This is a genomic window from Archangium lansingense (genome assembly GCF_026626635.1).
Taxonomy (GTDB): domain Bacteria; phylum Myxococcota; class Myxococcia; order Myxococcales; family Myxococcaceae; genus Archangium; species Archangium lansingense.
The window spans coordinates 8,653,227-8,677,787 of record NZ_JAPNKA010000001.1 but is presented as its reverse complement, the minus strand read 5'-3'; the positions used below and the strand labels follow the sequence as shown (position 1 = coordinate 8,677,787).

The window sequence follows — 24,561 nt, the reverse complement described above, 5'->3', positions numbered from 1 at the left end:
CAGCCCAATCCCCCCTTTGGAGTACCGAGCGATGCACGATTCACAGAATGTCCGCTGGCCCCTGTCAGCGGCCCAGCACGGAATCTGGCTGGGCCAACAGTTCGATCTCGCGAGCCCGGTGTACAACGCCGGTGAGTGTATCGAGATCCGCGGGCCCGTTGACCCGGCGCTCTTCGAGGCGGCGGTGCGCCAGGCCGTCGGAGAGGCCGAGGCTCTGCATTCGCGTTTCGTGTCGGAAGGGGAGGGGCCCGGGCAATTCCTCGCGCCGCGGCAGGATTGGACACTGCACGTGGCCGACCTGAGCGGGACCCAGGAGCCGTGGGATGCAGCGCAGGCGTGGATGCGCGAGGACCTGGCCCGTCCCGTGGATCTCAGCCGAGGACCCCTCTTCGCGGAGGCGCTGTTCAAGGCCGCGCCTGACCGGTTCTTCTGGTACCAGCGGGCCCACCACATCGCTCTGGATGGCTTTGGCTTCTCGTTGATGGCGAGACGGGTGGCCGAGCTCTACACCGCGCTGGCCGCTGGACGGCCCACCACGGGGGGCTTTGGTTCGCTGCGTGCCGTGCTGGAGGAGGATGCGGTCTACAGGGCCGGACCGCAGTTCGCGCTCGACCGGACTTTCTGGACGGAGCGCTTCGCCGATCGGCCCTCGCCGGTGAGCCTCGCGGAACCCGCGCCCATGTCGGCCAGCTTCGTGCGCCAGACGCGCTACCTGTCACCTGGCGACGTAGAGCGGCTTCAGGCTGCCGCTCGCCAGGCGGGCCTGGGCTGGCCAGATCTCGTGCTCGCGGCCACGGCGGCCTGGCTGCACCGGCGGACCGGTGCGCCAGAGGTGGTGCTCGGTCTGCCAGTGATGTCCCGGCTGGGCTCGGCCGCGCTGCGTGTGCCGTGCATGGCGATGAACATCGTGCCGCTGCGTGTGCCGGTGCGTCCGGAGGCCGGGTGGTTCGCGCTCGCCCGCGAGGTGGCCTCGGAGCTTCGCGCTGCACGGCCCCATCTGCGCTACCGCTACGAGCAGCTCCGGCGCGATCTGCGGCTGGTCGGTGGGCAGCGCCGGCTGTTCGGCCCGGTGGTCAACATCATGCCGTTCGACTACGCCCTGCGCTTCGCAGGAATGCCGGCCATCGCGCACAACCTCTCCGCGGGCCCGGTCGAGGATCTGTCCATCGGGCTCTACGCCCGCTCTGACGGCAGCAGCCTGCGGATTGACTTCGACGCCAACCCGGCCTGCTACCGCGCCGATGCGCTGGACACCCATCAGCGCGATTTCCTCCAGCTCCTGGAGTCGCTGGTGGCCGCGCCCGACCAGGCGATTGGCGGCTCCACGGGCCAGAGGGTGGCCGCGGCGACACCGGGTCAGAAGGACTCGGTGGGAGCAGGGGCCAGCCCTCCTTCGTCCGTGCTCGAGGGCGGGCCACTCTCCGTGCCAGCACATCCAGTGTTGGCGATGATCTCCGAGCGGGCTCGCGAGCAGCCCGATGCGGTCGCGGTGGAGCACGGCCCGTACCGGATGAGCTACCGCGAGCTGCTCCATGCCGCCCAGGCGCTGGCGGAACGGCTCTCCGCCGCGGGCGCTCGGCCCGACAGCCCCGTGGCGGTGATGTTGCCGCGCGGAATCGATGCGATCGTGGCGAGTCTGGGCGTGTTGTTCTCCGGGGCCGGCTACCTGCCGATCGATCCTCTCGGCCCCGCGTCCAGGACCACCGCCATCCTCGACGACGCCGCGCCTGCATTGATCCTCTCCTCCGAGCAGGGTTCAACGCCCGCTACAGGTCCGGTGGCTCCGGGCCGCATCGTGGTGCGAAGGAATGAGCGGGCCGCCTCACGTCCGCCCTCCGAGACCTCGCGTGTGGCGGACGCGCACCTGGCCTACGTCATCTACACCTCCGGCTCGACCGGCCAGCCCAACGGCGTACAGATCTCCCGGGGAGCGCTGGCCCACTTCGTGGCGGGGGCGACGCAGCGCTACGGAGTGCACCGGAACGACCGGGTGCTTCAGTTCGCGCCGCTGCACTTCGACGCCAGTGTCGAGGAGATCTTCCTGACCCTGTGTGCAGGCGCGAAGCTGGTGCTGCGCACCGATGAGATGCTCCAGTCGGTGCCGCGGCTGCTCGATGCCTGCGCCGAGCATGGCATCACCGTGTTGGACCTGCCCACGGCGTTCTGGCACGAGCTGGCCTATAGCATCTCGACGGGAGCGGCCCGCCTGCCGTCCTCCCTTCGCATCGTCATCATCGGGGGAGAGGCCGCGCTGCCCGAGCGCGTCGCACGCTGGCGCTCCGCCGTGGGACCGGAGGTGCAGTTGCTCAACACCTATGGACCCACCGAGGCCACCGTGGTGGCCACCGTCGCCACGCTCAGCGGCGCCGGGGCCGTACCCGCCGGTGATGAGATTCCCATCGGCCGTCCACTCCCCGGTGTGAGCGCGGTGGTCCTCGACCCGCACGGCCGGCTCGCCGCTCCGGGCGCCGAGGGCGAGCTTTACCTGCTGGGTGGCGGTCTGGCCCGGGGTTATCTGGGACGCCCGGAGCTGGACGCGGCGCGCTTCGTCTCGCTCGAGTCGCTGCCCGGCCGCCCACGCGCCTACCGCACGGGCGACAAGGTTCGGCTGCGCGAGGATGGACAGCTGGTGTTCTCCGGCCGCGTCGATGACGAGTTCAAGATCAGCGGCCACCGAATCGACCCGGCCGAGGTCGAGACTGTGTTGCTCGGCCATCCCGGTGTGCGCGAGGCCGCCGTGGTCGGGCAGGTACTACCCGGCGGCGCGCGACGGCTGTGCGCTCACATCGTCGCGGCACAGCCCGCTCCATCCGCGGCGGAGCTGCGCCGGTACCTGCTGGCCGAGCTGCCCGCCCCCATGGTGCCTGGGGCCTTCATGTTCTCCGAGCGGCTGCCCCGGACCAGCACGGGCAAGCTCGACCGGGCCGCGCTGCGCCACGTGCAGCCCACCGGCGAGTCTTCCTCGGCCGCCGCCACGACGACCGAGCTCGAGCGCGTGGTGTTGAATGTCTGGGAGCAGGTCCTGGGGGCGAGCGGCCTGTCGGCACAGGATGACTTCTTCGAGCTCGGAGGGCAGTCGCTCCAGAGCATTCAGGTTGCCAACCGGCTCGGTGTTGCACTGGGTCGCGAGGTGCCCGTGGCCACGGTGTTCCGCTACCCGACCGCCGCCGCCTTGGCGCAGGCGCTGGAGCATGGTGCGGGGGCCGGCTCGGACAGTGGTGGCCTCACGCCCGCCATGCTCGCGGATGCCGAGCTGCCCGAGGAGATTGTTCCCAGGCAGGTGGCCAAGGGCCAGGCCCCGGATGCCCGGGAGGTTCGGGCCTCACACCATGTGCCGCAGGCTCCGCTGCGTCAGGTTCTGCTGACGGGTGCCACCGGCTTCGTCGGCGCGCATCTGCTCGATCAGTTGCTGCGCCAGACCAGCGCACGGGTGGTCTGCCCGGTGCGGGCCCGCGACGAGGCACATGCCATGGAGCGGATTCGCGCGGCGCTGGCGGCCCAGCGGCTCCCGGACACGAACCTCTCCGAGCGGGTGCTGGCGCTCCCGGCCGATCTGACGCAGCCCTGGCTGGGCCTGGGTTCCACGCGCTTCCACGGGCTGGCCGCCGAGTGCGACGCCATCTACCACAACGCCGCGGTGGTCAGCGTCGTGCGCGAATACGGCAGCCTGCAGGCGGTCAACGTGAAGGGGACTCTCGAACTCCTGCGCCTGGCCGCCGCTGTGAGGCCCAAGCCACTGCACTACGTCTCGACGCTGGCGGTGGCTCCGCAGGCCAACCTCAGCCCCGAGGTCCCCGAGGACTTCGTGCCGGCGCACCCGGGGCTGCGCGATGGCTATCAGCAGAGCAAGTGGATCGCCGAGAGACTGGTTCAACAGGCGGCTGAGCGCGGCTTGCCGGTCTCGGTCTACCGCCTGGGGCGGGTCGTGGGCGCGCCGGGCAGCGGCATCGTCAATCCGCAGGACCTCGTCTGGCGCATCCTGCTGGCCGGAGTTCCCGCGGGAGCGCTGCCCCAGCTCGACGTGGGCGAAGCCTGGACGCCGGTGGACTATGTGGCGCGGGCGCTCGTCCGGCTCTCGCTGGTGCCCCGGCCCGGTGAGGTGTTCAACCTCACGCCCGCTCAGGAGGTGCGGCTGCTCGAGTTGTTCGGCTGGGTCCGCGACTACGGCTACCCCGTCGAGCTGTACCCGGTCCCCGAGTGGTGCGCACGCGTGGCGGGAAGCTCGGACGGCGCGACCCACAAGGCCACGCTGGCGTTCTTCGAGCTGCGCGCGGGCTCGTCGGAGCCCACCTTCGGTCTCGGAGCCGTCCGCTGCGAGCGTTTGACGCAGGCGCTGGCGGACACCGGCATCACCTGCCCACCGGCCGACCGCCGATTGCTGTTCCGCTACCTGGACTACTGCGTGGAGCAGGGACTCCTGCGCGCCCCCTAACGGCTTTCAGCCCTCACCTTGAATGGCACTTCCGTGATGACTCGAAATTGGACCCCCCGTTCCTGGCGGGAGAAACCCGTCAGACACATGCCTGAGGACTACCCAGATCCTCGTGCGCTCGCCCGTGTCGAGGACGAGCTGTCGCGCCTGCCCCCTCTGGTGTTCGCGGCGGAGACGCGCCGCCTGACCACCGCGCTCGGCCAGGTCTCCCAAGGCAAGGCCTTCCTGCTGCAAGGCGGTGACTGCGCCGAGAGCTTCAAGGAGTTCACGGCCGACAACATCCGCGACACCTTCCGGCTCATCCTCCAGATGGCGGTGGTTCTCACCTTCGCGGGCGGACGTCCGGTGGTGAAGGTCGGCCGCATTGCCGGCCAGTTCGCCAAGCCCCGCACCAGCGCTGTGGAGACGATCGGCGGTGTCACCCTGCCGGCCTACCGCGGCGACATCATCAACGGCATGGACTTCGAGCCAGCCGAGCGCACGCCGGATCCGAAGCGGCTGATCAAGGCCTATCACCAGTCCTCGGCCACGCTGAACCTCCTGCGCTCCTACGCCCAGGGCGGCTACGGGGACCTCTGCAACCTCCACCGGTGGACGCTCGATTTCGTCGCGGGCACTCCCCTGGGAGAGCGCTACCGCAGGCTCGCGGATCAGATCTTCGAGTCCCTGTGCTTCATGAGTGCCCTCCATGTGCACCCCGAGCAGCAGTCTCCGCCGGTCCCGGTCGACCTCTTCACCAGCCACGAGGCCCTGCTCCTGAACTTCGAGGAGGCCATGACCCGCGTCGACCCTTCGTCAGGCGAGTGGTTCGACGCCTCCGCCCACATGTTGTGGATCGGCGAGCGGACCCGTCAGCTCGACGGAGGCCATGTGGAGTTCATGCGTGGCATCCAGAATCCCATCGGCCTCAAGTGCGGCCCGACCATGGAGCCAGATGATCTGTTGCGGTTGATCGACATCCTGAACCCCAAGGCCATCCCCGGTAAGCTGACGCTCATCGGCCGTTTCGGCGCGGACAAGGCCGCCGAGTGCCTGCCCCGGCTGATGGCCGCCACTCGGCGCGATGGCCGCCCCGTGGTCTGGTCGAGCGACCCCATGCACGGCAACACGCAGAAGGCCGGCAATGGCTACAAGACCCGGCCCTTCGACCGCATCCTGTCGGAGGTGAAGACCTTCACCCAGGTGGCCGCCGCCGAAGGCGTCCATCCGGGGGGTCTGCACCTGGAGATGACCGGACAGAACGTCACCGAGTGCCTGGGCGGCGCCCGGGCGGTGACCGAGGACGACCTGTCCAGCCGGTACCACACCCACTGTGATCCACGGCTCAACGCCGACCAGGCGCTGCAGCTCGCCTTCATGGTGGCCGAGAAGCTCCACGCGCGGCGCGCTCCCCAGGCTCGGGCGGCCTGAACGGAGTTCCTTCTTGACGAAGCTGCCCGTTCGCGACTACACGCCTCGTGAAAATGAGAATGCGAACCATTTTCATAATCTCATGTGTGTGGCTCCTCGTTGCGAAGGGGGCCCAGGCGCAAGGGCCCGAGGCTGAAGGAGCGGGCGAGGCCGCGGTGGCTCCAGCTGCTCCGGTGGTGGTGCCGCCGAAGCTTCAGGAGTTCGTCGAGGCGGTGTACCCGGCTCAGGCCAGGAGTGCGGGTCTGGAGGCGAGGGTGCGGCTTCGCCTTCGGATTGATGCTCGAGGCAACGTCACCGAGGCCGAGGTGATGGAGCCCGTGGGGCATGGCTTCGACGAGGCGGCGCGCGAGGCGGCACTTCGCTTCCGCTTCGAGCCGGCACGGCGCGACGGGGCGGTAAAGCCCTCGCGGCTCGTCTACACCTATGAGTTCCGCCTGCCCCGCGAGACTCCTCCGCCGCCCGAGGCCAGCGCCTCCGGACAGGAGCTCGCCTCGGGTGCCGAGGAGCTGGGGCCCATCGAGATCAGCGTCCAGGGCGAGACCGAAGCGGAGCGCCGACGCCAGTCCGCCGAGGCGGTGCGGGTGGTCGAGACCGAGCGCCTCCAGCGCGAGACCGCCGACATGGGAGAGGCCCTGGCACGCACCGAGGGCGTAGGAGTGCGCCGCGCGGGAGGGCTCGGCAGCCGCACGCGCTTCTCACTCGCCGGGTTCTCGGATGAGCAGATCCGGTTCTTCATCGATGGCATACCGCTCGAGCTGGCGGGCTTCGGGCCGGGGCTGGCCAACGTCCCCGTCAACCTCGTCGAGCGCGTGGAGCTCTACCAGGGCGTCGTCCCCATCCGCTTCGGGACCGATGCGCTGGGGGGAGCGGTCCAGCTCGTCACCGACCGAGCGGTGTACGGGACGGGCGCGGCCGCGTCCTACGAGCTTGGGTCCTTCGACACGCATCGCCTCACGGCGAGTGTCCGGCACTTCCAGGCGCCCATTGGGTTGCTCGTACGGGCCAACGGTTTCTTCGATGACGCCAGGAACGACTATCCCGTCGACGTCGAGGTCGCGGATGCACAGGGGCGGCTCGGGCCCGCGCGAGTCCATCGCTTCCATGACGCCTACCGGGCCGTGGGGGCCGGGGTGGAGGCGGGCTTCGTGGAGCGACCCTGGGCCCGGCGTCTGCTCCTGCGCGTGTTCGGCGGCGGGTACGACAAAGAGCTCCAGCACAACGTCACCATGGATGTGCCCTATGGGGACGTGACCACTGGGGAGACCTCGGGAGGCGCCACCCTTCGGTTCGAGCAGACCTACTTCGAGAGGCTCTCGGTCGACACGGTCGCTGGATACACCTGGCGCCAGACGCGCTTCACGGACATGGGTGATTGCGCCTACGACTGGTTTGGCCGCTGCGTCCAGAAGCTCCCTCAGCCTGGAGAGATCGAGTCCCGAGCCGTCGAGCGGTACGTGGATCAGCACACGGGTTTCGCAAGGCTCAACCTGGGGTGGAACCTCTCCGCCCTCCATTCACTCCGCCTCGCCATCGCGCCCACCATCGTGGGCCGGGCCGGTGAGGACCGTCGCCTGCGCGCCCGTCAGGAGCCTGATCCGCTCGAGGGTGAGCGCAACCTCTTCTCACTGGTCAGTGGTCTCGAATACGAGCTCGACGCTCTTGACGGACGCCTGGAGAACATCGCCTTCCTCAAGGACTACGTTCAGCTCGCGCGTGCGGAGAATCTCCTGCCGGACGGGACCTTCGGGCAGCTCGACCGGGACACGCACGGCGTGGGGGTGGGCAACAGCACTCGTTTCCGCTTCTCCCGGGAGCTCTACGCGAAAGCCTCCTACGAGTGGGCCACGCGCCTGCCGCGTCCGGACGAGGTCTTCGGTGATGGGATCCTCATCAACGAGAACCTCGGGCTGAATCCCGAGACCAGTCACAACCTCAACCTGGGGCTCGAGCTGGAGTCCTGGCGGACGTCCGCGGGGGACTTCCGAGCCAACGTGACAGGCTTTGGACGCCTCGCGGATCAGCTCATCGTCCTCATTGGCCGGGAGAGCTTCTTTACCTACCAGAACGTCTTCGCGGCCCGCTCCCTGGGAGTCGCCGCCGCGGCCGGGTGGACCTCTCCGGGGCAATACCTCGTCCTCGATGGCAACGTCACCTGGCAGGATTTCCGTAATGTCTCCAACCAGGGCACCTTTGGTTCCTTCGAGGGACAGCGCATTCCGAACCGGCCCTACCTGCAGGCCTATGGCAGCGCCCGTTTCCAGCTCAAGGGCCTGATGCGCCCCGACGATGAGCTCTCGCTGACGTGGCACTCCCGCTACGTCCACACCTTCTTCCGCGCCTGGGAAGGACTGGGACAGAAGGACCTCAAGCAGGTGGTCCCGTCCCAACTCCTGCACTCGCTCGGCCTCACCTACGTCATCCGCAACGCGCCCACCACGCTGAGCTGGACGATTGACGTGCAGAACCTCACCGATGCGCCCGCGTTCGACTTCTTCGGCGTCCAGCGTCCAGGGCGGAGCCTCTTCGCCAAACTCACGGTGGACCTCGGTGGCTGAGCCCGTGACCCGCCCATTCAAAGTTCAAACAGCAGAAAGGTAGCTCACATGAAACTCACGACTCCCCTTCGTCCCTTGCACCTCGCTCTCACGGCGCTCGTCCTCCCGCTGTTCGCCGGCTGTGAGATCGCGAGGCCCGCCGGCCCGGGCACTGGCGACGGCCCGGTGTATGCCATTACAACGCAGGTCTCCACGGCCGACGAGCCCCAGAGCTACGTCATCCTGACGGACAAGTTGGACCACACCGAGTCGCTGTCGCTGGATCAGGGCATCGAGCTTCCCGGGCGTGCGCTCGGGGCGGGCGTGTCGAAGTCGGGCGCGCTCTTCGTGGCCGGAAGCGACGGCCCCACGATCACCCGCTACAACCTGACGAGTGAGGGCCGCCTGGAGAAGGGCGCCACCGTGAGCTTCGAGGGCAAGGGCGTGGCGTCGATCGGGGAGTACCAGCACCAGCTCCAGTTCATCTCGGAGAGCAAGGCGTACTACTTCGACGGGCGCACCTCGCAGCTCATCGTCTGGAACCCCAGCGACATGTCCCTCACGGGGAGCATTCCCCTCAATGGCGTCTCCGTCCAGGGGGCGATCCAGACCTTCGCGACGCTGCCGATCCGCCTCGAGAACCAGGTGATCATGCCGATGGGCTGGCGCCCGTCCACGGGCGTGGGCATCACGAAGCTGGCGGGTGTCGTCGTCGTCGACACCAGGACCGACGCGGTGACGGTCGTGACGGACACGCGCTGCGGCTACGTGCGGGATGGCGTCATGGGCCCGGACGGGATGCTGTACCTGGCGACGGAGGTGTACGGCGCGGCGGTGCGCCGGGTCGCGGGGGGCGAGACGCCCGAGCCGTGCCTGCTCCGGTTCAACCCCCAGACGCTCACGTTCGATCCTTCCTTCCACATCAAGCTCGACACGCTCGTCAATGGAGGCACCGCCGGCTCGCTGCTCCCCGGGCCGCAGGGGACCGCCTACCTGCGCGTCTTCGATGAGCGCCTCTTCCCGGTGCAGGCCTCGACCCATCCCCGGGCGCTGGCGAGCTCGTCCTCGTGGAAGTGGTGGAAGCTGCGGCTGGACACCCTGACGGCCACGCCCGTCGAGACGCTCCCGGCGACCACGGGCAGCACCTTCCTCTACCCAGCGGGTGACCGGACGATCTTCACCGAGTTCGCGAACGGCTCGACGGCGACGAACTTCCGGGATCTGACGGATGAGAGTGGGAAGGTGACCATGTCCCTGTCGGGCCTCAGCTTCTCCTTCTTGCAGCTGCGCTGAACCGGCTCGTGTCGCGGTTGAACGCCCAGGGAAGCGGGCAGGGGAGAGCTACCAGCTCGCCCCCGATTTCGAGAGCCGCTTCTCGGGCTTCACCGTCCTGATGGCGCCGGGAGACGGCCCCCTTCTCCGGGGAGTGTCCCCGGCGCGTCTCGGCTCGGCGCTCGAGCCATCTCCGCGCGTCTATACGCTTCTTGACAGTTCCGCTCGCGCCGGGATATCCACCGCCGCGAATCGATTTTGAAAATCGTTCTCAATATCAAATTCCAGCCCGGCGCGAAGTGGTGCCCGGGGTCTGAAGGGTTCCCTCCATGGTTCATGACTCCGTGGCCAGCTGCATTGGCAAGACGCCGTTGGTCCACCTCCGCCGGCTGTTCCCACCCGATCGTGGGCCCTCGGTCATCGCGAAGCTCGAGTTGCTCAACCCGGGTGGGAGTGTGAAGGACCGACCCGCACGCTTCATCGTCGAGCAGGGGCTGAAGGACGGCACCATTCGTAAGGGGACGCACCTGGTCGAGAGCACGTCCGGGAATCTGGGCATCGCCCTGGCGATGGTGGCGCGCGTCCATGGGCTGACCTTCACCAGCGTGGTGGATCCGAAGATTTCGCAGACCAACCTGCGCATCCTGAAGTCCTACGGCGCCCGCATCGACATGGTCAGCGAGCCGGACGACCAGGGCGGCTACCTGAAGACTCGCATTCGTCGGGTGCAAGAGCTGCTGGAAATGATGCCCGGCAGCGTGTGGATCAACCAGTACGCGAACCAGCTCAACTGGCAGGCACACTTCCACGGCGCAGGCAGCGAAATCGTCGAAGAGCTCGACGCTCCCATCGACTACCTGGTGGCTTCGGTGAGCACCACCGGCACCATCCTGGGGCTCGCAAGGCGGCTCCGGAAGGAGTTCCCGCGGATGCGCGTCATCGCGGTGGACGCGGTGGGCTCCGTCATCTTCGGCACGCAGCCGGCCCCACGAGATTTGCCCGGCATTGGCTCGAGCCGCGTCCCCGAGCTGCTGTGCAGAGAGGAAATCGACGAGTTCATCCTGGTCAACGACTGGGAGTCCGTCGTGGGGTGTCGGGATCTGCTCACCCATGAGGGCATCTTCGCCGGCGGGTCCTCGGGGTCGGTTGTCGCCGCCATCCGCAAGCTCGAGCCCACGTTGCCCGCTGGCAGCCGGGTGCTGACCCTGTTTCCAGACCGAGGGGAGCGCTACCTGGACCTGTTCTCCGACGAAGCCTGGCTGTCGAAAATCCGCCTCCGCGCGGAGCAGCAGGTCCCCATGGACGTCCCGCTTCCCCTGTCCATTCCCCCACGCACGGCGAAATCCGCCTGAGAAGGACCGCTTCCCCATGACCACCCGCACGAAGGGGCTGCTCTACCTGAGCAAGTCCGACATCCTCCACCTGGGCGGCGACACCTCCGCTCTGTACATGGACGCCATCCACCAGGCACTGTCCCGCCACGCGGCGAAAGAATTCGTCCAGCCGCTGAAGCCATACCTGCGCTGGCGCGGCGCCGAGGGGCACATCGCCGACCGCATCATCGCCATGCCGGCCTACCTGGGCGGCGCGGCGCCCATGGCGGGGCTGAAGTGGATTGGCAGCAAGCACGACAACCCCTCCCGCCACGGGCTGGAGCGCGCCAGCGCGCTCATCGTGCTCAACGACGCCGAGACGCACTACCCCATCGCCATCATGGAGGGCAGTCTCATCTCCGGGATGCGCACCGCCGCGGTGACCGCCGTGGCGGCCCGCTACCTCGCGCGCGAGGGCTTCCAGCACGTGGCCTGTATCGGGTGCGGTCCCATCGCCCGGATGCAGCTCACGACGCTCCTCGAGCAGTTCCCTTCCATCTCCATCATCTCCCTCTTCGATCTCTCACCGGTCGCCTCCGCGCGGCTCCGGGAGGAGCTGCAGCAGCGCTTCCCGCGGGTGGAGTTCCTCATCGCCGCGTCCGCGGAGCAGGCCATCCGGCGCGCGGAGATGGTGGTGACCTGCACCGTCGCGTCCGAGCCGTACATCCCGTTCGAGTGGCTGGCCCGAGGCACGTTCGTCAGCAACGTCTCCATCATGGACGTGCACAAGGAGGTGTTCCTCCAGGTGGACAAGGTCGTGGTGGACGACTGGGATCAGTCCAACCGCGAGAAGAAGACCATCAACCAGCTCGTGCTCGAGGGCCGCTTCTCGCGGGAAAAGCTCCATGCGGAGCTGGGGGAAATCGTCATCGGCCGGCGACCGGGGCGTGAGTCGGCGGACGAGATCATCCTCCTCAACCCGATGGGGATGGCCATCGAGGACATCGCGTGCGCCCAGGCCGTCTACCAGAAGGCCGTCGATGCCGAGGTCGGAACGTGGCTGAGCCTCGAGTGACTCCGCCCTCGCCTGCGCCGGCCATGGCCCCACTGCCCCCATCCGGGTACGTCCTGGCCGAACCCGCTGCCACCGAGCGGCTGCTCAACAGCTACTTGCGCGAGACGGGCCTCGCGGATCCTCGCATCACCCTGGAGCAACTGCGGGCGCTGCCCCTCCCCAGCGGCATCCACGAGAAGCTGTGCGCGGATGGCTGCCCGTTGCGTGTAGAGCTCCCCCGCACGGGGCGGCTCCTCCTCGGTACGCTGCGCCGCGGCTCGCCTTCGGGCCACCACCGGTACGGCCCCGTTCTCTGGCAATGCTCGGCAACGGGTGTGCCGGACCGCAGGGTGGACGGTGCCCTGCACCTGGCGCGAATCCTCGTGGCTGAGCTGGCCAGCGAGGAGGCGGAGCCCGTCGTCCGCGAGCGGCGCATGGACGCCCTGCTTCGCCACATCCAGAACAGCGTCGACAAGACCGCGCTGTACCTGGACCGGAGCGCGCAGCGCGAGCCATGGCCGTCGGACGGTGAAGGCCCCATTGCCTTTCTGGCCGCCGAACAGCGCATCCTCTTCGGACACCCGTTCCATCCGACTCCGAAGAGCTCGGAGGGCTTCACCCCTTCGGACCTGGAGCAATACGCGCCAGAGCTGGGTGCCACCTTCCCGCTCCACTACCTGGCTGCATCGCCGGAGCTCATCGAGGAGGACTTCCTGCCAGGGGCAGGGGAGAACGTCCTGCCGGCGGCGGTCCGTGAGGAGGCCGCCGCGCTGCTGACTTCCACCCGCGGCGGGTGGAGCTTGCTCCCGTGTCACCCCTGGCAGGTGCGTCACCTGCACGGCCTCCCCGGGTTCCGGCGGCTGCTCGAGGAGCAACGCGTGGTCCACCTCGGGCCTCTCGGGAAGAGCGTCCACCCCACCTCGTCGGTGCGCACCGTGCTCGCGGAAGGGCACCCCTTCTTCTTCAAGCTTCCGCTCGGCGTTCGAATCACCAACCTGGTGCGCGTCAACCCGCAGGAGCAGCTTCAGCGCAGCCTGGGCATCAGCCGCGTGGTGGCGCTGCTCCAGGCACGGGCGCCTCAGCCGAACTTCTCCATCCTCCTCGAGACGGGCTACCGCGCGCTCGCTCCCCGGGACTGGGCACCCGAGGAGCGGCACGCCCTCGCCGAGCACACGGCGGTGCTGTTCCGCGATGCGCGTCCCTGCGCCCAGACACCCGCGCCCCTGGTGGTCGCGGCGTTGCTGGAGCCCTCTCCCAGCCACGGCGAGCCGGCCATCATGCGGGCCGTCCGGCGGGCCACGGGAGTCGCATCGGGCCCCTTGAAGCCCTCGGGCGTGGAGGCCTGGCTTCGGCGCTATCTCCAGGTCTCCATGATGCCGCTGCTTCGGCTCTTCATCGAGGAAGGGCTCAGTCTCGAAGCCCACGTGCAGAACTCGCTGCTGACCCTGAAGGACGGGTGGCCGGAGCACTTCCATGTGCGCGACCTCGAGGGAGCGAGCCTGAGCCGTGACCGCGCGGCGGCGCGGGGGCTCCTCGACGCCGGTGGCCTGACAGAGACCCACTCGGCGCTCTACGACGACACAGAGGCGTGGCAGCGGCTCGAGTACTACTTCTTCGTCAACCACCTGAGCCACCTGCTCGTGACTCTGGCCCTCCACGGCCCGAGTGACGAGCCCAGGCTCTGGAAGGTGGTGCGGAACGTCCTCGAGAGCAACGCCCTCTCGCTCCGCGCGACGGGTGGTGCGCCCTACCTGGAAGCGCTCCTCGACGGGCCCACCCTCCCGGCCAAGGCCAACCTGACCAGTCGCTTCCGGGAGCGCGGGGAGCGACCGCTCTACCTCGACGTCCCCAACCCCATTCGTGAGCAGGAGGTGCCCCGATGGAGCTGACGGCACGTGCTCCCAGCGATAGCGCCGGAGTGTCACTTTTCCAGGACCTGTTGGACCTGGAAGCTGCCCTCCGGTCCGAGCAGTTCATCGAGGTACGGCGGCGCATCTTCCGGCAGTTGGTGGAAGCACTCCTCTATGAGGGCGCGCTTCAGCCGGAGAGTGAGCCGGACGGCGAGCAGCTGCGATTCCGGTTCCACGGGGAGGATGATGCGGGCAGTCCTGTCCGCTACGAGTGCCAGGGGCGGCGCCGCTGGAGCTTCGAGCGCATCCGACTCGGCCCCGGCCCCATCCTGCGTGTCCGCGGAGGCGAGGTGGGCGAGGCGGAGTCCTTCGCGCGCTTCCTCTCGGAGCTGCGTGCGTCCCTCGGCGCAGACCCGGAGCGCCTGGCGCACTTCGTCCACGAGTTGGAGCAGACGCACCTCAAGGACACGCTCGCGCAGCACCGGCGGAGCCGCTCTGGCCGTACCCTGCGGAGCCTCCCCTACGACGAGCTCGAGGGCGAGCTGATGGACGGCCACCCCTACCACCCGTCCTACAAGTCCCGCATCGGCTTCGACGCCGTGGACCACCTCGCCTTTGGCCCGGAGTTCACGCCCGAGCTACGGCCACTGTGGCTCGCGGCCCACCGGGAGTGGACCCGCAGCACGGCCTCCGCCGGGACGGAGCCCCGGGAGCTCCTCGCCCGCGAGCTGACGGAGGCCACGCGGACGCGCTTCCGTCGGATGCTCCTCGAGCGGGGCCTGGCCCCCGAGGACTACGTCCTCCTCCCCGTCCACCCCTGGCAGTGGCGGGAGCAGGTCCTCTCCACACTCTTCCCGGAGCTGCGGGACGCCCGCCTCGTGATGCTCGGGGAGGCGGATGACTTCTACACGCCCCAGCAGTCCATCCGGACCCTCGCCAACCGCAGCCACCCGGAGAAGGCGTCCCTCAAGCTGGCGTTGAGCATCCTCAACACCTCCACCGCGCGCACCCTCGCGTCGCACACCGTGGAGAACGCGGCTCCCATCTCCGACTGGCTCTCCGGCATCGCTCGCGAGGACACCTACCTCCGGGACGAGCTGCGGACCGTCCTCCTCCGGGAGGTGCTGGGCGTCTCCTTCGAAGGGCAGCGCCCGGAGCCGCTGCGGGCGCGGACCTCCGGCATCCTCGCGTGCATCTGGCGAGAGAGCCTCCACCCCTTCCTCGACGCCGGCGAGGAGGCGCTGCCCTTCACCGGCCTGTGCCACCTCGACGCCGATGGCCGCCCGCTGATCGAACCGTGGGTGCGGCGGTTCGGGCCGGAGCAGTGGGTGCGCCAGCTCCTGGAGGTGAGCGTCCTGCCGCTCATCCACCTGCTGTATGCGCATGGCATCGCGCTCGAGGCCCATGCGCAGAACATGGTCCTGATCCACGCTGGAGGGCTCCCTCGGCGGGTGGCGCTCAAGGACTTCCACGACGGCATCCGCTTCTCGCCAGCCCACCTCGCCCACCCGGAGCGAAGGCCCGTGCTCCGCGCCACGCCGCCCTCCCACGCGCGCGTGAACCGCAACTCGTACATCCAGACAGAGGACCCGGCGGAGGTCCGCGACTTCGTCCACGACGCGTTCTTCTTCATCAACCTGGGAGAGCTCGCGCTCTTCCTCGCGGATCACCTCGGCTTCGAGGAGCGCCAGTTCTGGGGGCTCGCGCGCGAGGTCATCCTCGCATACCAGCGCCGCTTTCCCGAGCACCGGGAGCGCTTCGCCCTCTTCGATCTCTTCGCGCCAACCACCCAGGTCGAGCAGCTCGCCCTGCGCCGCCTGCTCCCGGACACCGAGGTCCGCATGCACCCCGTACGCAACGCGCTCGCGCCCCAGGAGGGCATGGAGACGGTACCCCGATGATTCGACCCAACAAGCTGAAGCAGGCGTTAGCGAAGCAGCAGGCCGTCTTCGGCATCTTCTGCTCCACCCCCTCGCCGGTGGTGGTGGAGATGATTGGCTGCGCGGAATTCGACTTCGTCATCATCGACACCGAGCACGCGCTGGTGAACCCGGAGACGCTGGAGAACATGGTGCGTGCGGCGGATGCCGTCGGGCTGACGCCGCTGGTGCGGGTGTCGGAGAACGCCCCGGGGCCCATCGTGCGGGCGCTCGATGCGGGAGCACAGGGCGTGGTGGTGCCACGCGTGCGCGGGGCCGCGGACGCCGAGCGGGCGGTGCGAGCGAGCCGCTACTACCCGGAGGGCGAGCGCGGCATGGGGACCGGACGGGCGGCGCGCTTCGGAGGGGTGGACCTCCAGGAATACGTCAAGCAGGCGAACGTCGAGACGCTGGTCGTGGTGATGATTGAAGACCAGGCAGGGGTGGAGGACATCGAAGCCATTCTCCAGGTGCCCGGCGTGGACCTCGTGCTCGAGGGCTCGGCGGACCTGTCGCAGTCGCTCGGCATCCCCTGGAGCACGCGCCACCCGCGGGTGCGCGAAGCCCTCCACCGGGTGCAGGCGGCGTCCCGCGCACGGGGCATCCCCTTCTGCGCCATCCCCAGGGCGATGCAAGACGCCCTCTCCTGGTGGCAGCTGGGGGTGCGGGCGTTCGTCGTGGGTGACGAGCGCGGCGTGTCGTTCCGGGCCCTCCAGGCCCAACTGCGACCCTACCAGCAGCTCTTGACGGAGGGTGACGCCCCCGAGGGTGGGTCATGACAGAGCTCAGCGAGGTGGTCCAATCCCTGAAAGCGGAGCGCTCTCACCCCCTGTGCGCTTACATCTACGACCTGGGGCACCTGAAGCGTCATGCCTCCCGGTGTATCGAAACGCTGCCTGCCACGTGCCGTCTCTTCTACGCCGTCAAGGCCAACTCGGAAGAGCCCATCCTGCGTGCGCTTGCCCCCATCGTGCACGGCTTCGAGGTCGCCTCGCTCGGGGAGGTGGAGAAGGTCCGGTCGGTGGCGCCGGACGCTCCCATTCTCTTCGGTGGCCCAGGAAAGACGGATGCGGAGATTGAGGGTGCCCTCCAGCACCGCGTCAGCCTGCTTCACGTGGAGAGCGCGCATGAGCTCCGGCGGGTGGACTACCTGGCGGGCAGGGCAGGGCGCGTGGCGGACATCCTCTTGCGCGTCAACCTGCGCGGTCCACTCCCCAGCGCGACGCTCTACATGGCGGGGAAGCCGACCCAGTTCGGCATCGATGAGGAGGACATCCCCGCGGTGATTGGACTGGCGAAGCGGTGCCAGCACGTGCGCCTGCGGGGGTTCCACTTCCACTCGATTTCGAACGACCTGGATGCGACGGGACATGCCCACCTCGTGGCACACTACCTGCGGCTCACCCGGACCTGGGCCGCTCGGTTCTCCCTGGACATTGCCTACGTCAATGCGGGCGGCGGGCTCGGGGTCAACTACCGCCAGCTCGACAAGCAGTTCGATTGGGAGGCCTTCACCACGGAGCTGAACCAGCTGCTCCCCGACGAGTGTCCACCCGGCGCGACCATCCTCTTCGAGTGCGGCCGGTACATGACGGCGGCGTGCGGCGCCTACGCGGTCGAGGTCCTCGATATCAAGCGAAACCACGGCAAGGATTACGTCATCGTCCGGGGCGGCACGCACCACTTCCGGTTGCCCTCCTCCTGGCAGCACAGCCATCCCTTCACGCTCGTCCCGTTGGAGGGGTGGACCGCCCCCATCGAGCGGCCGGAGCTGCGCGACGGAACCATCACCGTGGTGGGGCAGCTCTGCACGCCCAAGGATGTGCTCGCCTACGACGTCGCCGTGGAGCGGGTGCGCGTCGGCGATGTGATCCTCTTCCAGTATGCGGGAGCGTACGGCTGGTCCATCTCCCACCACGACTTCCTCAGCCATCCACACCCCGAGCAGATTTTCCTGGAAGGTGGGGCGTGCTGATGGCGGGGAAGTTGCCCGAGCTGCGGTTGATGCCCGTGGAGCGCGTGTGCATCCATGAAGGGCACGAGCCCAGCAGGCTCGACGAAACCTGTCGGGCCATCGCGGCCGAAGGTGTCCTCCGCCATCCCCTGCTGGGGACGCCGATGGCGGATGGGCGCGCTCTGATTCTAGACGGCGCGCACCGGACGGAGGCACTGCGGGAGCTCGGCTGCGTCCGTCTTCCCGTCCAGTGGGTCGAGCCTCGAGCATTCAGCCTCGAGGCCTGGACGCACCTCGTGCCCAAGGGCCCGTGGCTGACGGAGCTGCGGCGGAATCCTTCCCTCAGGTGGAGCCAGGCGGTGGAGTGCGAGGGGCGCCTCATCGCCGAGGTGGTGGATGACGCCGGGGTGCGCCATTCGATCCACGCGGCCACGCCGGAGCGGGACATCCTCTCCATCCTCCCGGCCTGGCAGCGCGTGGTCGAGGCCTACACGGGCACGGGGGCGGTCCGGCGCGTGCCCGACGGAGCGGTTCATCGCCCGGAACCAGGCATGGTGCTGCTCCGCTACCCCGCGTGCTCGCTCGAGGAGGTGGAGGCCGTCGTCTCGGAGGGGAAGCGGATGCCTCCCGGCGTCACGCGCTTCGTCGTGCAGGGGCGATTCCTCAATCTGCGCATCCCGCTCGAGTTGCTGCGCAGCCCCGCCGACACCGAAGCGCAATGGGAGGCGCTCGTGGCGCACCGGCTGGGGGCACTTCGTTTCTACGCCGAGGGAGTCTACCTGTGCGAAGCCTGACACGCGCGGCCGGGGAACAGCAGGTGATGACCGACCTGGTGAACACGCTGCTGGCCGAGGACCTCTTCGGGATTACAACCCGCAGCGAGCTGCACACCCGCGCCGCGGGGCCTTCCTCATCCCTCGCCGAGCGCGATGAGGCCTCCACGCATCTCCTGCGCTTCTGGGTGGAGCCCGGCAAGCGGTTCCTCCTCATTCCCATCACACCCGCGGTCACACAGCCGTATCGCACCTCCTCCGGCGCGGTCATCGAAGTGGAGTGCGAGCCACATGTGGAGAGGCCGCTCTCCGCCGTTGACTTCCTGCAGGCCCTGGCCAGCGCTGCTTCTCATGAGGGCTCCGTGAGCCGTCTGTGTGACGAGCTTCGGCTGGCAGCCGCGCAGGGGGAGCTCTCCAACGGGGCGCTGGACACCCTTCCCGCGCCGCGGCTGACCTCCCTGCTCGACCTCGAGCGCTGGGCGGCGTTCCGTGACAGGCCATTTCACCCCGTGGCCAAGGCGAAGGTCGGATGGAGCGAGGCCGAGTACCGCTGCTATGCCCCCGAGTTTCACCGGGAGGTCACCCTTCGATGGATGGCCGTGCGGCGGGACCATCTGCTCTTCGGGCGGGATGTCCAGGGCCGGAGTCCCTCTGAGCTGCTGCTCCCGGAGCCGGAGGCCAGGGCAGTCATGGCCGCCATGGAGCAGGCCGGCCTGAGTCCCGCGGACTACATGGCCTTGCCCGTCCACCCCTGGCAGATGGAGCGGACTCTTCCCCGCGAGCTCCAGCCGGAAGTGGCGGAGTCAATCTGTGTCCCGCTGCGGGTAGAGGCCGGAGGCTACGTCGCCAGCTCGTCACTTCGCTCCCTGGCGCCGGTCGGAGGGGGAGGCCGGCACGTCAAGCTGCCCATCGGCATCGAGTCGCTCGGCGCCATCCGCTCCCTCTCCGCCCTCTCCATGCGGAACGGCGAGCGGGGGCAGCAGTTGCTCCACCAGGTCTTGATGAAGGATTCCATTCTTCGGGAGCGCCTCCACCTCTGCGATGAGACGGTCTGGTTTGCCTTCTACCCACCGGGCAGCGACTGGTGGGAAGACCGGCCGCGGCACCTCTCCTGCCTCATCCGGGAGTACCCGGCGCGGCTGCTGTGCGACAGTCGAGTTCAGCTCGTCCCCATGTCCGCGTTGGCTCAACCCGGGACAGCCTCACACGCACACCTCTTCACGTCCTGGCTGGCGCGACGGGGCCAGGGCACCGCGAGCCGAGCGGACGTGTTGGAGCTGTTCCGCTCGGTATCCACGCGGTTCCTCGGCCTCGCGATGCGCCTGCTGCGGCATGGTGTCCTTCCGGAGATTCACGGCCAGAACGTCTTGCTGGTGCTGAACGACGGTGAGGTGGATGGGCTCCTGCTGAGGGACCATGACACCGTGCGGATTCACTTACCCTGGCTCCAGGAGGCGGGCCTCTCGGACCCGCACTACATCGTCAAGCCAGGCCGGCCGAACTCGCTCTACAACGAAACCCCGGAGGCGCTGCTGGGGTACCTCCAGACGCTCGGGATTCAGGTCAATCTGTATGGCATTGCCGATGCGCTCTCCCGGAGCTACGCCATCCCTGAGGCGGAGTTCTTCCGCGTGCTCGGGAGCAGTCTGACCCAGGCGGTGGACAGCGCCGGCTTCTCCGTCGGTGCGCGAGCCGCGGTGGAGAAGGCGCTGTTCCAGGACCCGGAGTGGCCCGTCAAGATGGTGCTGGCGCCGTTGCTGGGCCGTTCCGGTCCCGCGGGGAGCAGCATGCCGTCCGGGTGGGGAAAGACGGGGAACCCCTTCAGGCGGATGGCACCCTGATGCAACTCGACGAACGGGAGCGCAACCTCCGGGTGCTCTGGGGCAGCCACTTTCTCTCCGTCACCAGCCTGTGCGTCATTGCCCCCCTGTTGCCGTTCTTTCTGCGCGAGCTCGGAGCCACGAGTCAGGCATCGGCCCTGACGTGGAGCGGCTTCGCGCTGGCAGCCCCCGCGGTCACCTATGCCGTGACTGCTCCGCTCTGGGGCCGGCTGGGTGACCGCTGGGGCCAGAAGTGGATGGTGGTCCGGGCGCTCGCGGGGCTTGCGCTGACGCTCATCCTCATGGGGTATGCCGAGACTCCGTTCCAGTTCTTCCTTCTCCGCCTGCTCCAGGGGGCGTTCGGCGGAGTGGTCAGTGCGGGCACGGCCCTGGCCAGCACGCAGGCCTCGGCCGAGAGCCGGGGGCAGGTGCTCGGAAGGCTCGAGAGCGCCGTCGCGGCCGGCTCGCTGATGGGCCCCATCATCGGTGGGGTGCTCATGGACTGGTGGAGCTTTCGCCACCTGTTGATCCTCCTGGGAGGACTCCTCGGGCTCTCGGCGGTGGCCGCGGTGGGCTTGCTGAATAGGGACCGCCCGGTGGCGAGCGTCGCTCCTCGGGCCGGCATCTGGGGCACGTTTGGCCAGCTCCTGGGAGAGCGCCGCGTCCGGCGGTTCCTGGTGGCCGGCATTTGCGCCAACCTGGGCGTCTACGGGCTGGTGGCCATCCTCGCCGCACGGGTCAAGGAACTCTCACCCCTGCACACCCATGCGGCCACCTGGGTGGGCGTCATGCAGGCAGTCACGTGGGCCGCCGCCCTGTTTGGGGCCCCCTGGTGGGGGAGGAGAAACGACACCTCCCTGGTGGAGCGGAACTTCATCATCGCCTCGTTGCTCTGTGGGACGGGCGTCGCGCTCCAGGCGCTGCCGCTGGGCCTCGAGTGGCTCCTCCCCTGGCGTGCCTTGCAAGGGTTTGGCTTCAGCGCCCTGCTGCCCTCGGCCCTCCTCATCGTCTCGCAGGCGGCGCCCGAGTCGCAGCGCGGCGCTCACATCGGTGCCGCGAACAGCCTCCTGGTGGTGGGGCAGATCGGCGGCTCGCTCGTGAGCGCCTTCCTCGCCCGGAGCCTCAGCCCGGCGTGGATTTTCGTCACCATGTCGGCCTGCTTCGTGGCCGGGGCCGCCGCGGTGTGGGCGCCCCAGAAATCATCGGACACTGTTGCGCGGGAAGGAGCGGTCCAGTCGTGAATGATGGCGTCGGTCGGGTGTTTCAGTCTCCCCAGCAGGCCGCGGTGCGGCGGCGGATCTTCCGCCAGCTCGTGGAGTCGCTGGTCTACGAAGGGATTGTCGAGCCCCAGGTGCGCGCGCTCCAGGACGGGCTGCTGGAGTTCTCTCTGAGCGGGCGTGATGCGCACAATCAGGAGGTCCGCTACGCCTGCCAAGGGAGGCGCGCGCTTGGCTTCGACCGGGTCCGGCTCACCGCGCTGCCGGTGCAGCGTGACGGGGAGGAGGCTACCTCCTTGTCCACCTTCCTCCTGGAGGTCTCACACCTACTGAAGGCGGATTCACAGAAGCTCGCTGCCTTCATCGAGGAGCTCCATCAAACCCTGCTCAAGGACACCTTTGCCCAGGACGTCCGGTTCCAACAGCCGCCGCTGCGGGAGTTGAGCTACGACGAGCTCGAGGGCGAGGTGATGGATGGTCATCCCTACCACCCGTGCTACAAGTCGCGGGTCGGCTTCGACCTGGTGGACAACCAGGCCTTCGGACCGGAGTTCAAGCCAAGGCTCCGGCTCGTCTGGCTCGCCGTACGACAGGAAGAGGCGAGGACGGCGGTCGTCCCGGGCCTGGAACTGGATGCCTTCGTGCGGCAAGAGCTTGGCGCGGCCACCCATGCGCGCTTCGCCGACGCGGTGGCGCTCCGGGGGCGCACCCTGGGAGAGTACACACTCATCCCCGTTCATCCCTGGCAGTGGCGCGAAATCGTGTCGGGCGGCTTCGTGGATCAGCTTGGCGCGGGCCGGCTCATCTATCTTGGCGAAGGGGAGGATGAGTACCGTCCGCAGCAGTCCATCCGGACCCTGGCCAATGCCACCAGGCCCGAGAAGGCCTACGTAAAGTTGCCTCTGAGCATCGCCAACACATCGACGAGTCGCATCCTGTCTCAGCACACCATCCTGAATGCCCCTGCCATCTCGGGCTGGCTCGGGGGCATCCAGGAGCAGGATTCGTTCTTGCGCGAAGAGTTGGGCCTGACGCTCCTCCGGGAGATCGTCGGAGTCACCTACAATCACCAGGGGCTTTCCGGCATGCTGGAGCCCAGGGTGTACGGGACGCTGGGGACCATCTGGAGGGAGAGCCTCCATCCCCACCTGCGCTCGGGCGAAGCGGCTGTCCCCTTCAACGCGCTCTGCCACGTCGCCACGGATGGGCGCCCCCTGATTGACGGGTGGATTCGGGAGCAGGGGACGGAGGCCTGGACGCGCGAGCTTCTGGAGGTCGCCATCCTCCCGCTCATCCGCCTGTTGTATTCCCATGGCGTGGCCATGGAGGCGCACGCGCAAAACATGGTGTTGATCCACAGGGCAGGCAGGCCGGCGCGCCTGGCGCTCAAGGACTTCCATGACGGCATCCGGTTCGCGCGGCCCTTCCTGCGGACAGGAGACGCTGGCCCGAAGACGCAGGGGCCACCCGCCAACCATCCGCGCGTGAACCGGAACTCCTTCCTCGAGAGGGACGACCCGTCCGAGGTGAAGGACTTCTTCCACGACGCGTTCTTCTTCATCAACCTTGGCGAGCTCTCCCTTTTCCTGCTGGAGCGCTACGGCCTGCCAGAGGAGCGCTTCTGGGCGATGGCGGCGGAAGTGATTCACGGCTACCAGAGACGATTCCCGCACGAGGCCGAGCGCTTCACTGCCTTCGACCTCTTCTCGGAGCGGATTGCCATTGAGCAACTGACGGGCCGCAGGCTGTTCGCCGAAGCCGGCACGGGTGTCCACATGGTGAGGAATCCACTCGCCGCCTTCCGCACGGGAGCACGGTAGTGGAGCGAATCAAGGCAAGGATTGACGAACACCTGCAGCGGGACGGGGCACGCCCGTTCTGCGCGTTCCTGTACGACTTGAAGCAGTTGAAGGAGCACGTCTCCCGCACCATCGCCCTGCTGCCCCCCAGGTGCCGCTACTTCTATGCAATCAAGGCGAACTCGGATGCGGCGTTGCTGCGGGCCCTTGCCCCCATCGTTCACGGCTTCGAGGTTGCGTCGTTGGGGGAGGTGCGCAAGGTACGGGCTGTCACGGAGACCAGTCCCATCCTCTTTGGCGGCCCGGGGAAAACCGACGAGGAGATTGCAGGTGCCATTCACCACCGGGTCAGCCTCCTGCACGTCGAGAGCCTGAACGAGCTGCGGCGGGTCGAGCGCATTGCCGCGAGCCATGGGACAGTCATGGAGCTCCTCTTGCGGGTGAACCTGCGGGGGCCGCTCCCGGTGGGCACCCTCCAGATGGCTGGCAGGCCGACCCAGTTTGGCATGGATGAGGCGGATGTACCCGCGGCAATCCTGCAGGCGCAGGCGTCGCCACATCTCCGGCTGCGCGGGTTTCACTTTCACTCGCTGTCGAACAACCTCGAGGTGGAGGAGCACCTGGGCATGGTCGAGCACTACGCCCGCAGGGTGCGGCAGTGGTCCGAGGAGTTTCACCTGGCGGTCGACTGCGTGAACATGGGCGGCGGCATCGGCGTGAACTACGGCGACTTGCAGGCCCAGTTCGACATGTCTGCCTTTGCCGCCAAGCTGCCCGCCCGGCTCGAGCCGCTTCCTTCCGAACGCGTCTCGGTCCTGTTCGAGTGTGGCCGCTACTCCGTGGCGTCCTGCGGGTATTATGCGGCGGAGGTGCTCGACGTCCGGGAGATTCGAGGTAAGACGTTTGCCGTCATCGCCGGCGGGCTCCATCACTTCCTGTTGCCCGGCGCGTGGAAGCACAGCCATCCCGTCGCGCTCCTTCCGGTAGAGCGGTGGGCCTACCCCTTCGAGCGGCCGGAATGCGTCAACCGTCCCGTGACCATCGTCGGGAAGATGGACAGTCCCAAGGACATCCTGGCGCAGGACGTGATGTTGCCACGGGTGAGGGTAGGGGATGTGCTCGCCTTCCCCTATGCCGGCGCCTATGGCTGGGTCATCTCCGCGCATGACTTCAGCAGCCTGCCCCACCCGGAGCATCTCTACCTCGAGTAGGCA

General features: G+C 68.3%; 15 protein-coding genes. All 15 read left to right on the top strand.

Annotation, left to right across the window (positions count from 1 at the left end):
* Window positions 1-31 precede the first annotated feature (31 nt).
* The 15 genes from mxcG to OV287_RS34175 all read left to right on the top strand — a co-directional run bounded on the left by mxcG (window position 32) and on the right by OV287_RS34175 (window position 24,558).
* A complete protein-coding gene (gene mxcG / locus OV287_RS34245; protein WP_267538247.1) occupies window positions 32-4,432 on the top strand; it encodes a myxochelin non-ribosomal peptide synthetase MxcG in 4,401 nt (1,466 codons plus the stop codon).
* A gap of 36 nt (window positions 4,433-4,468) precedes the next feature.
* On the top strand, window positions 4,469-5,842 hold the full coding sequence (locus OV287_RS34240) for a class II 3-deoxy-7-phosphoheptulonate synthase (RefSeq protein ID WP_267538246.1): 1,374 nt from the start codon (window positions 4,469-4,471) through the stop codon (window positions 5,840-5,842).
* Window positions 5,843-5,997: 155 nt separating this feature from the next.
* Complete coding sequence (gene mxcH / locus OV287_RS34235) at window positions 5,998-8,397, top strand: TonB-dependent siderophore myxochelin receptor MxcH (RefSeq protein WP_267538245.1); 2,400 nt, start codon at window positions 5,998-6,000, stop codon at window positions 8,395-8,397.
* A gap of 48 nt (window positions 8,398-8,445) precedes the next feature.
* Entirely contained in the window at window positions 8,446-9,669 is a 1,224-nt protein-coding gene (locus tag OV287_RS34230; RefSeq protein WP_267538244.1) for a DUF4374 domain-containing protein, read from the top strand.
* A 308-nt stretch (window positions 9,670-9,977) separates the two neighbouring features.
* Entirely contained in the window at window positions 9,978-11,000 is a 1,023-nt protein-coding gene (sbnA, locus tag OV287_RS34225) for a 2,3-diaminopropionate biosynthesis protein SbnA (RefSeq protein ID WP_267538243.1), read from the top strand.
* A gap of 16 nt (window positions 11,001-11,016) precedes the next feature.
* Window positions 11,017-12,036, top strand: coding sequence for a 2,3-diaminopropionate biosynthesis protein SbnB (gene sbnB, locus OV287_RS34220; RefSeq protein ID WP_267538242.1), 1,020 nt, complete (start codon window positions 11,017-11,019; stop codon window positions 12,034-12,036).
* Between the two features lie 23 nt (window positions 12,037-12,059).
* The gene (locus tag OV287_RS34215) at window positions 12,060-13,904 is read left to right on the top strand and encodes an IucA/IucC family protein (RefSeq protein ID WP_267538241.1); all 1,845 of its coding nucleotides are present in this window, start codon (window positions 12,060-12,062) and stop codon (window positions 13,902-13,904) included.
* Window positions 13,895-15,766: an IucA/IucC family protein gene (locus OV287_RS34210; protein ID WP_267538240.1), complete on the top strand. Its 1,872-nt coding sequence runs from the start codon at window positions 13,895-13,897 to the stop codon at window positions 15,764-15,766. The genes OV287_RS34215 and OV287_RS34210 overlap by 10 nt, the downstream gene beginning before the upstream one ends.
* Window positions 15,763-16,563: an HpcH/HpaI aldolase family protein gene (locus tag OV287_RS34205; RefSeq protein ID WP_267538239.1), complete on the top strand. Its 801-nt coding sequence runs from the start codon at window positions 15,763-15,765 to the stop codon at window positions 16,561-16,563. Before OV287_RS34210 ends, OV287_RS34205 begins: the two co-directional genes overlap by 4 nt.
* Window positions 16,560-17,759 carry a type III PLP-dependent enzyme gene (locus OV287_RS34200; RefSeq protein WP_267538238.1) on the top strand — a complete coding sequence of 400 codons (1,200 nt, stop codon included), beginning with the start codon at window positions 16,560-16,562 and terminating at the stop codon, window positions 17,757-17,759. The genes OV287_RS34205 and OV287_RS34200 overlap by 4 nt, the downstream gene beginning before the upstream one ends.
* Window positions 17,759-18,532: a ParB N-terminal domain-containing protein gene (locus OV287_RS34195; RefSeq protein ID WP_267538237.1), complete on the top strand. Its 774-nt coding sequence runs from the start codon at window positions 17,759-17,761 to the stop codon at window positions 18,530-18,532. Before OV287_RS34200 ends, OV287_RS34195 begins: the two co-directional genes overlap by 1 nt.
* Window positions 18,520-20,352: an IucA/IucC family protein gene (locus tag OV287_RS34190; RefSeq protein WP_267538236.1), complete on the top strand. Its 1,833-nt coding sequence runs from the start codon at window positions 18,520-18,522 to the stop codon at window positions 20,350-20,352. The genes OV287_RS34195 and OV287_RS34190 overlap by 13 nt, the downstream gene beginning before the upstream one ends.
* Entirely contained in the window at window positions 20,352-21,572 is a 1,221-nt protein-coding gene (locus OV287_RS34185) for an MFS transporter (RefSeq protein WP_267538235.1), read from the top strand. The genes OV287_RS34190 and OV287_RS34185 overlap by 1 nt, the downstream gene beginning before the upstream one ends.
* Window positions 21,569-23,368, top strand: a complete 1,800-nt coding sequence (locus OV287_RS34180; protein ID WP_267538234.1) for an IucA/IucC family protein — start codon at window positions 21,569-21,571, stop codon at window positions 23,366-23,368. Before OV287_RS34185 ends, OV287_RS34180 begins: the two co-directional genes overlap by 4 nt.
* On the top strand, window positions 23,368-24,558 hold the full coding sequence (locus OV287_RS34175) for a type III PLP-dependent enzyme (RefSeq protein ID WP_267538233.1): 1,191 nt from the start codon (window positions 23,368-23,370) through the stop codon (window positions 24,556-24,558). Before OV287_RS34180 ends, OV287_RS34175 begins: the two co-directional genes overlap by 1 nt.
* Window positions 24,559-24,561: the final 3 nt, after the last annotated feature.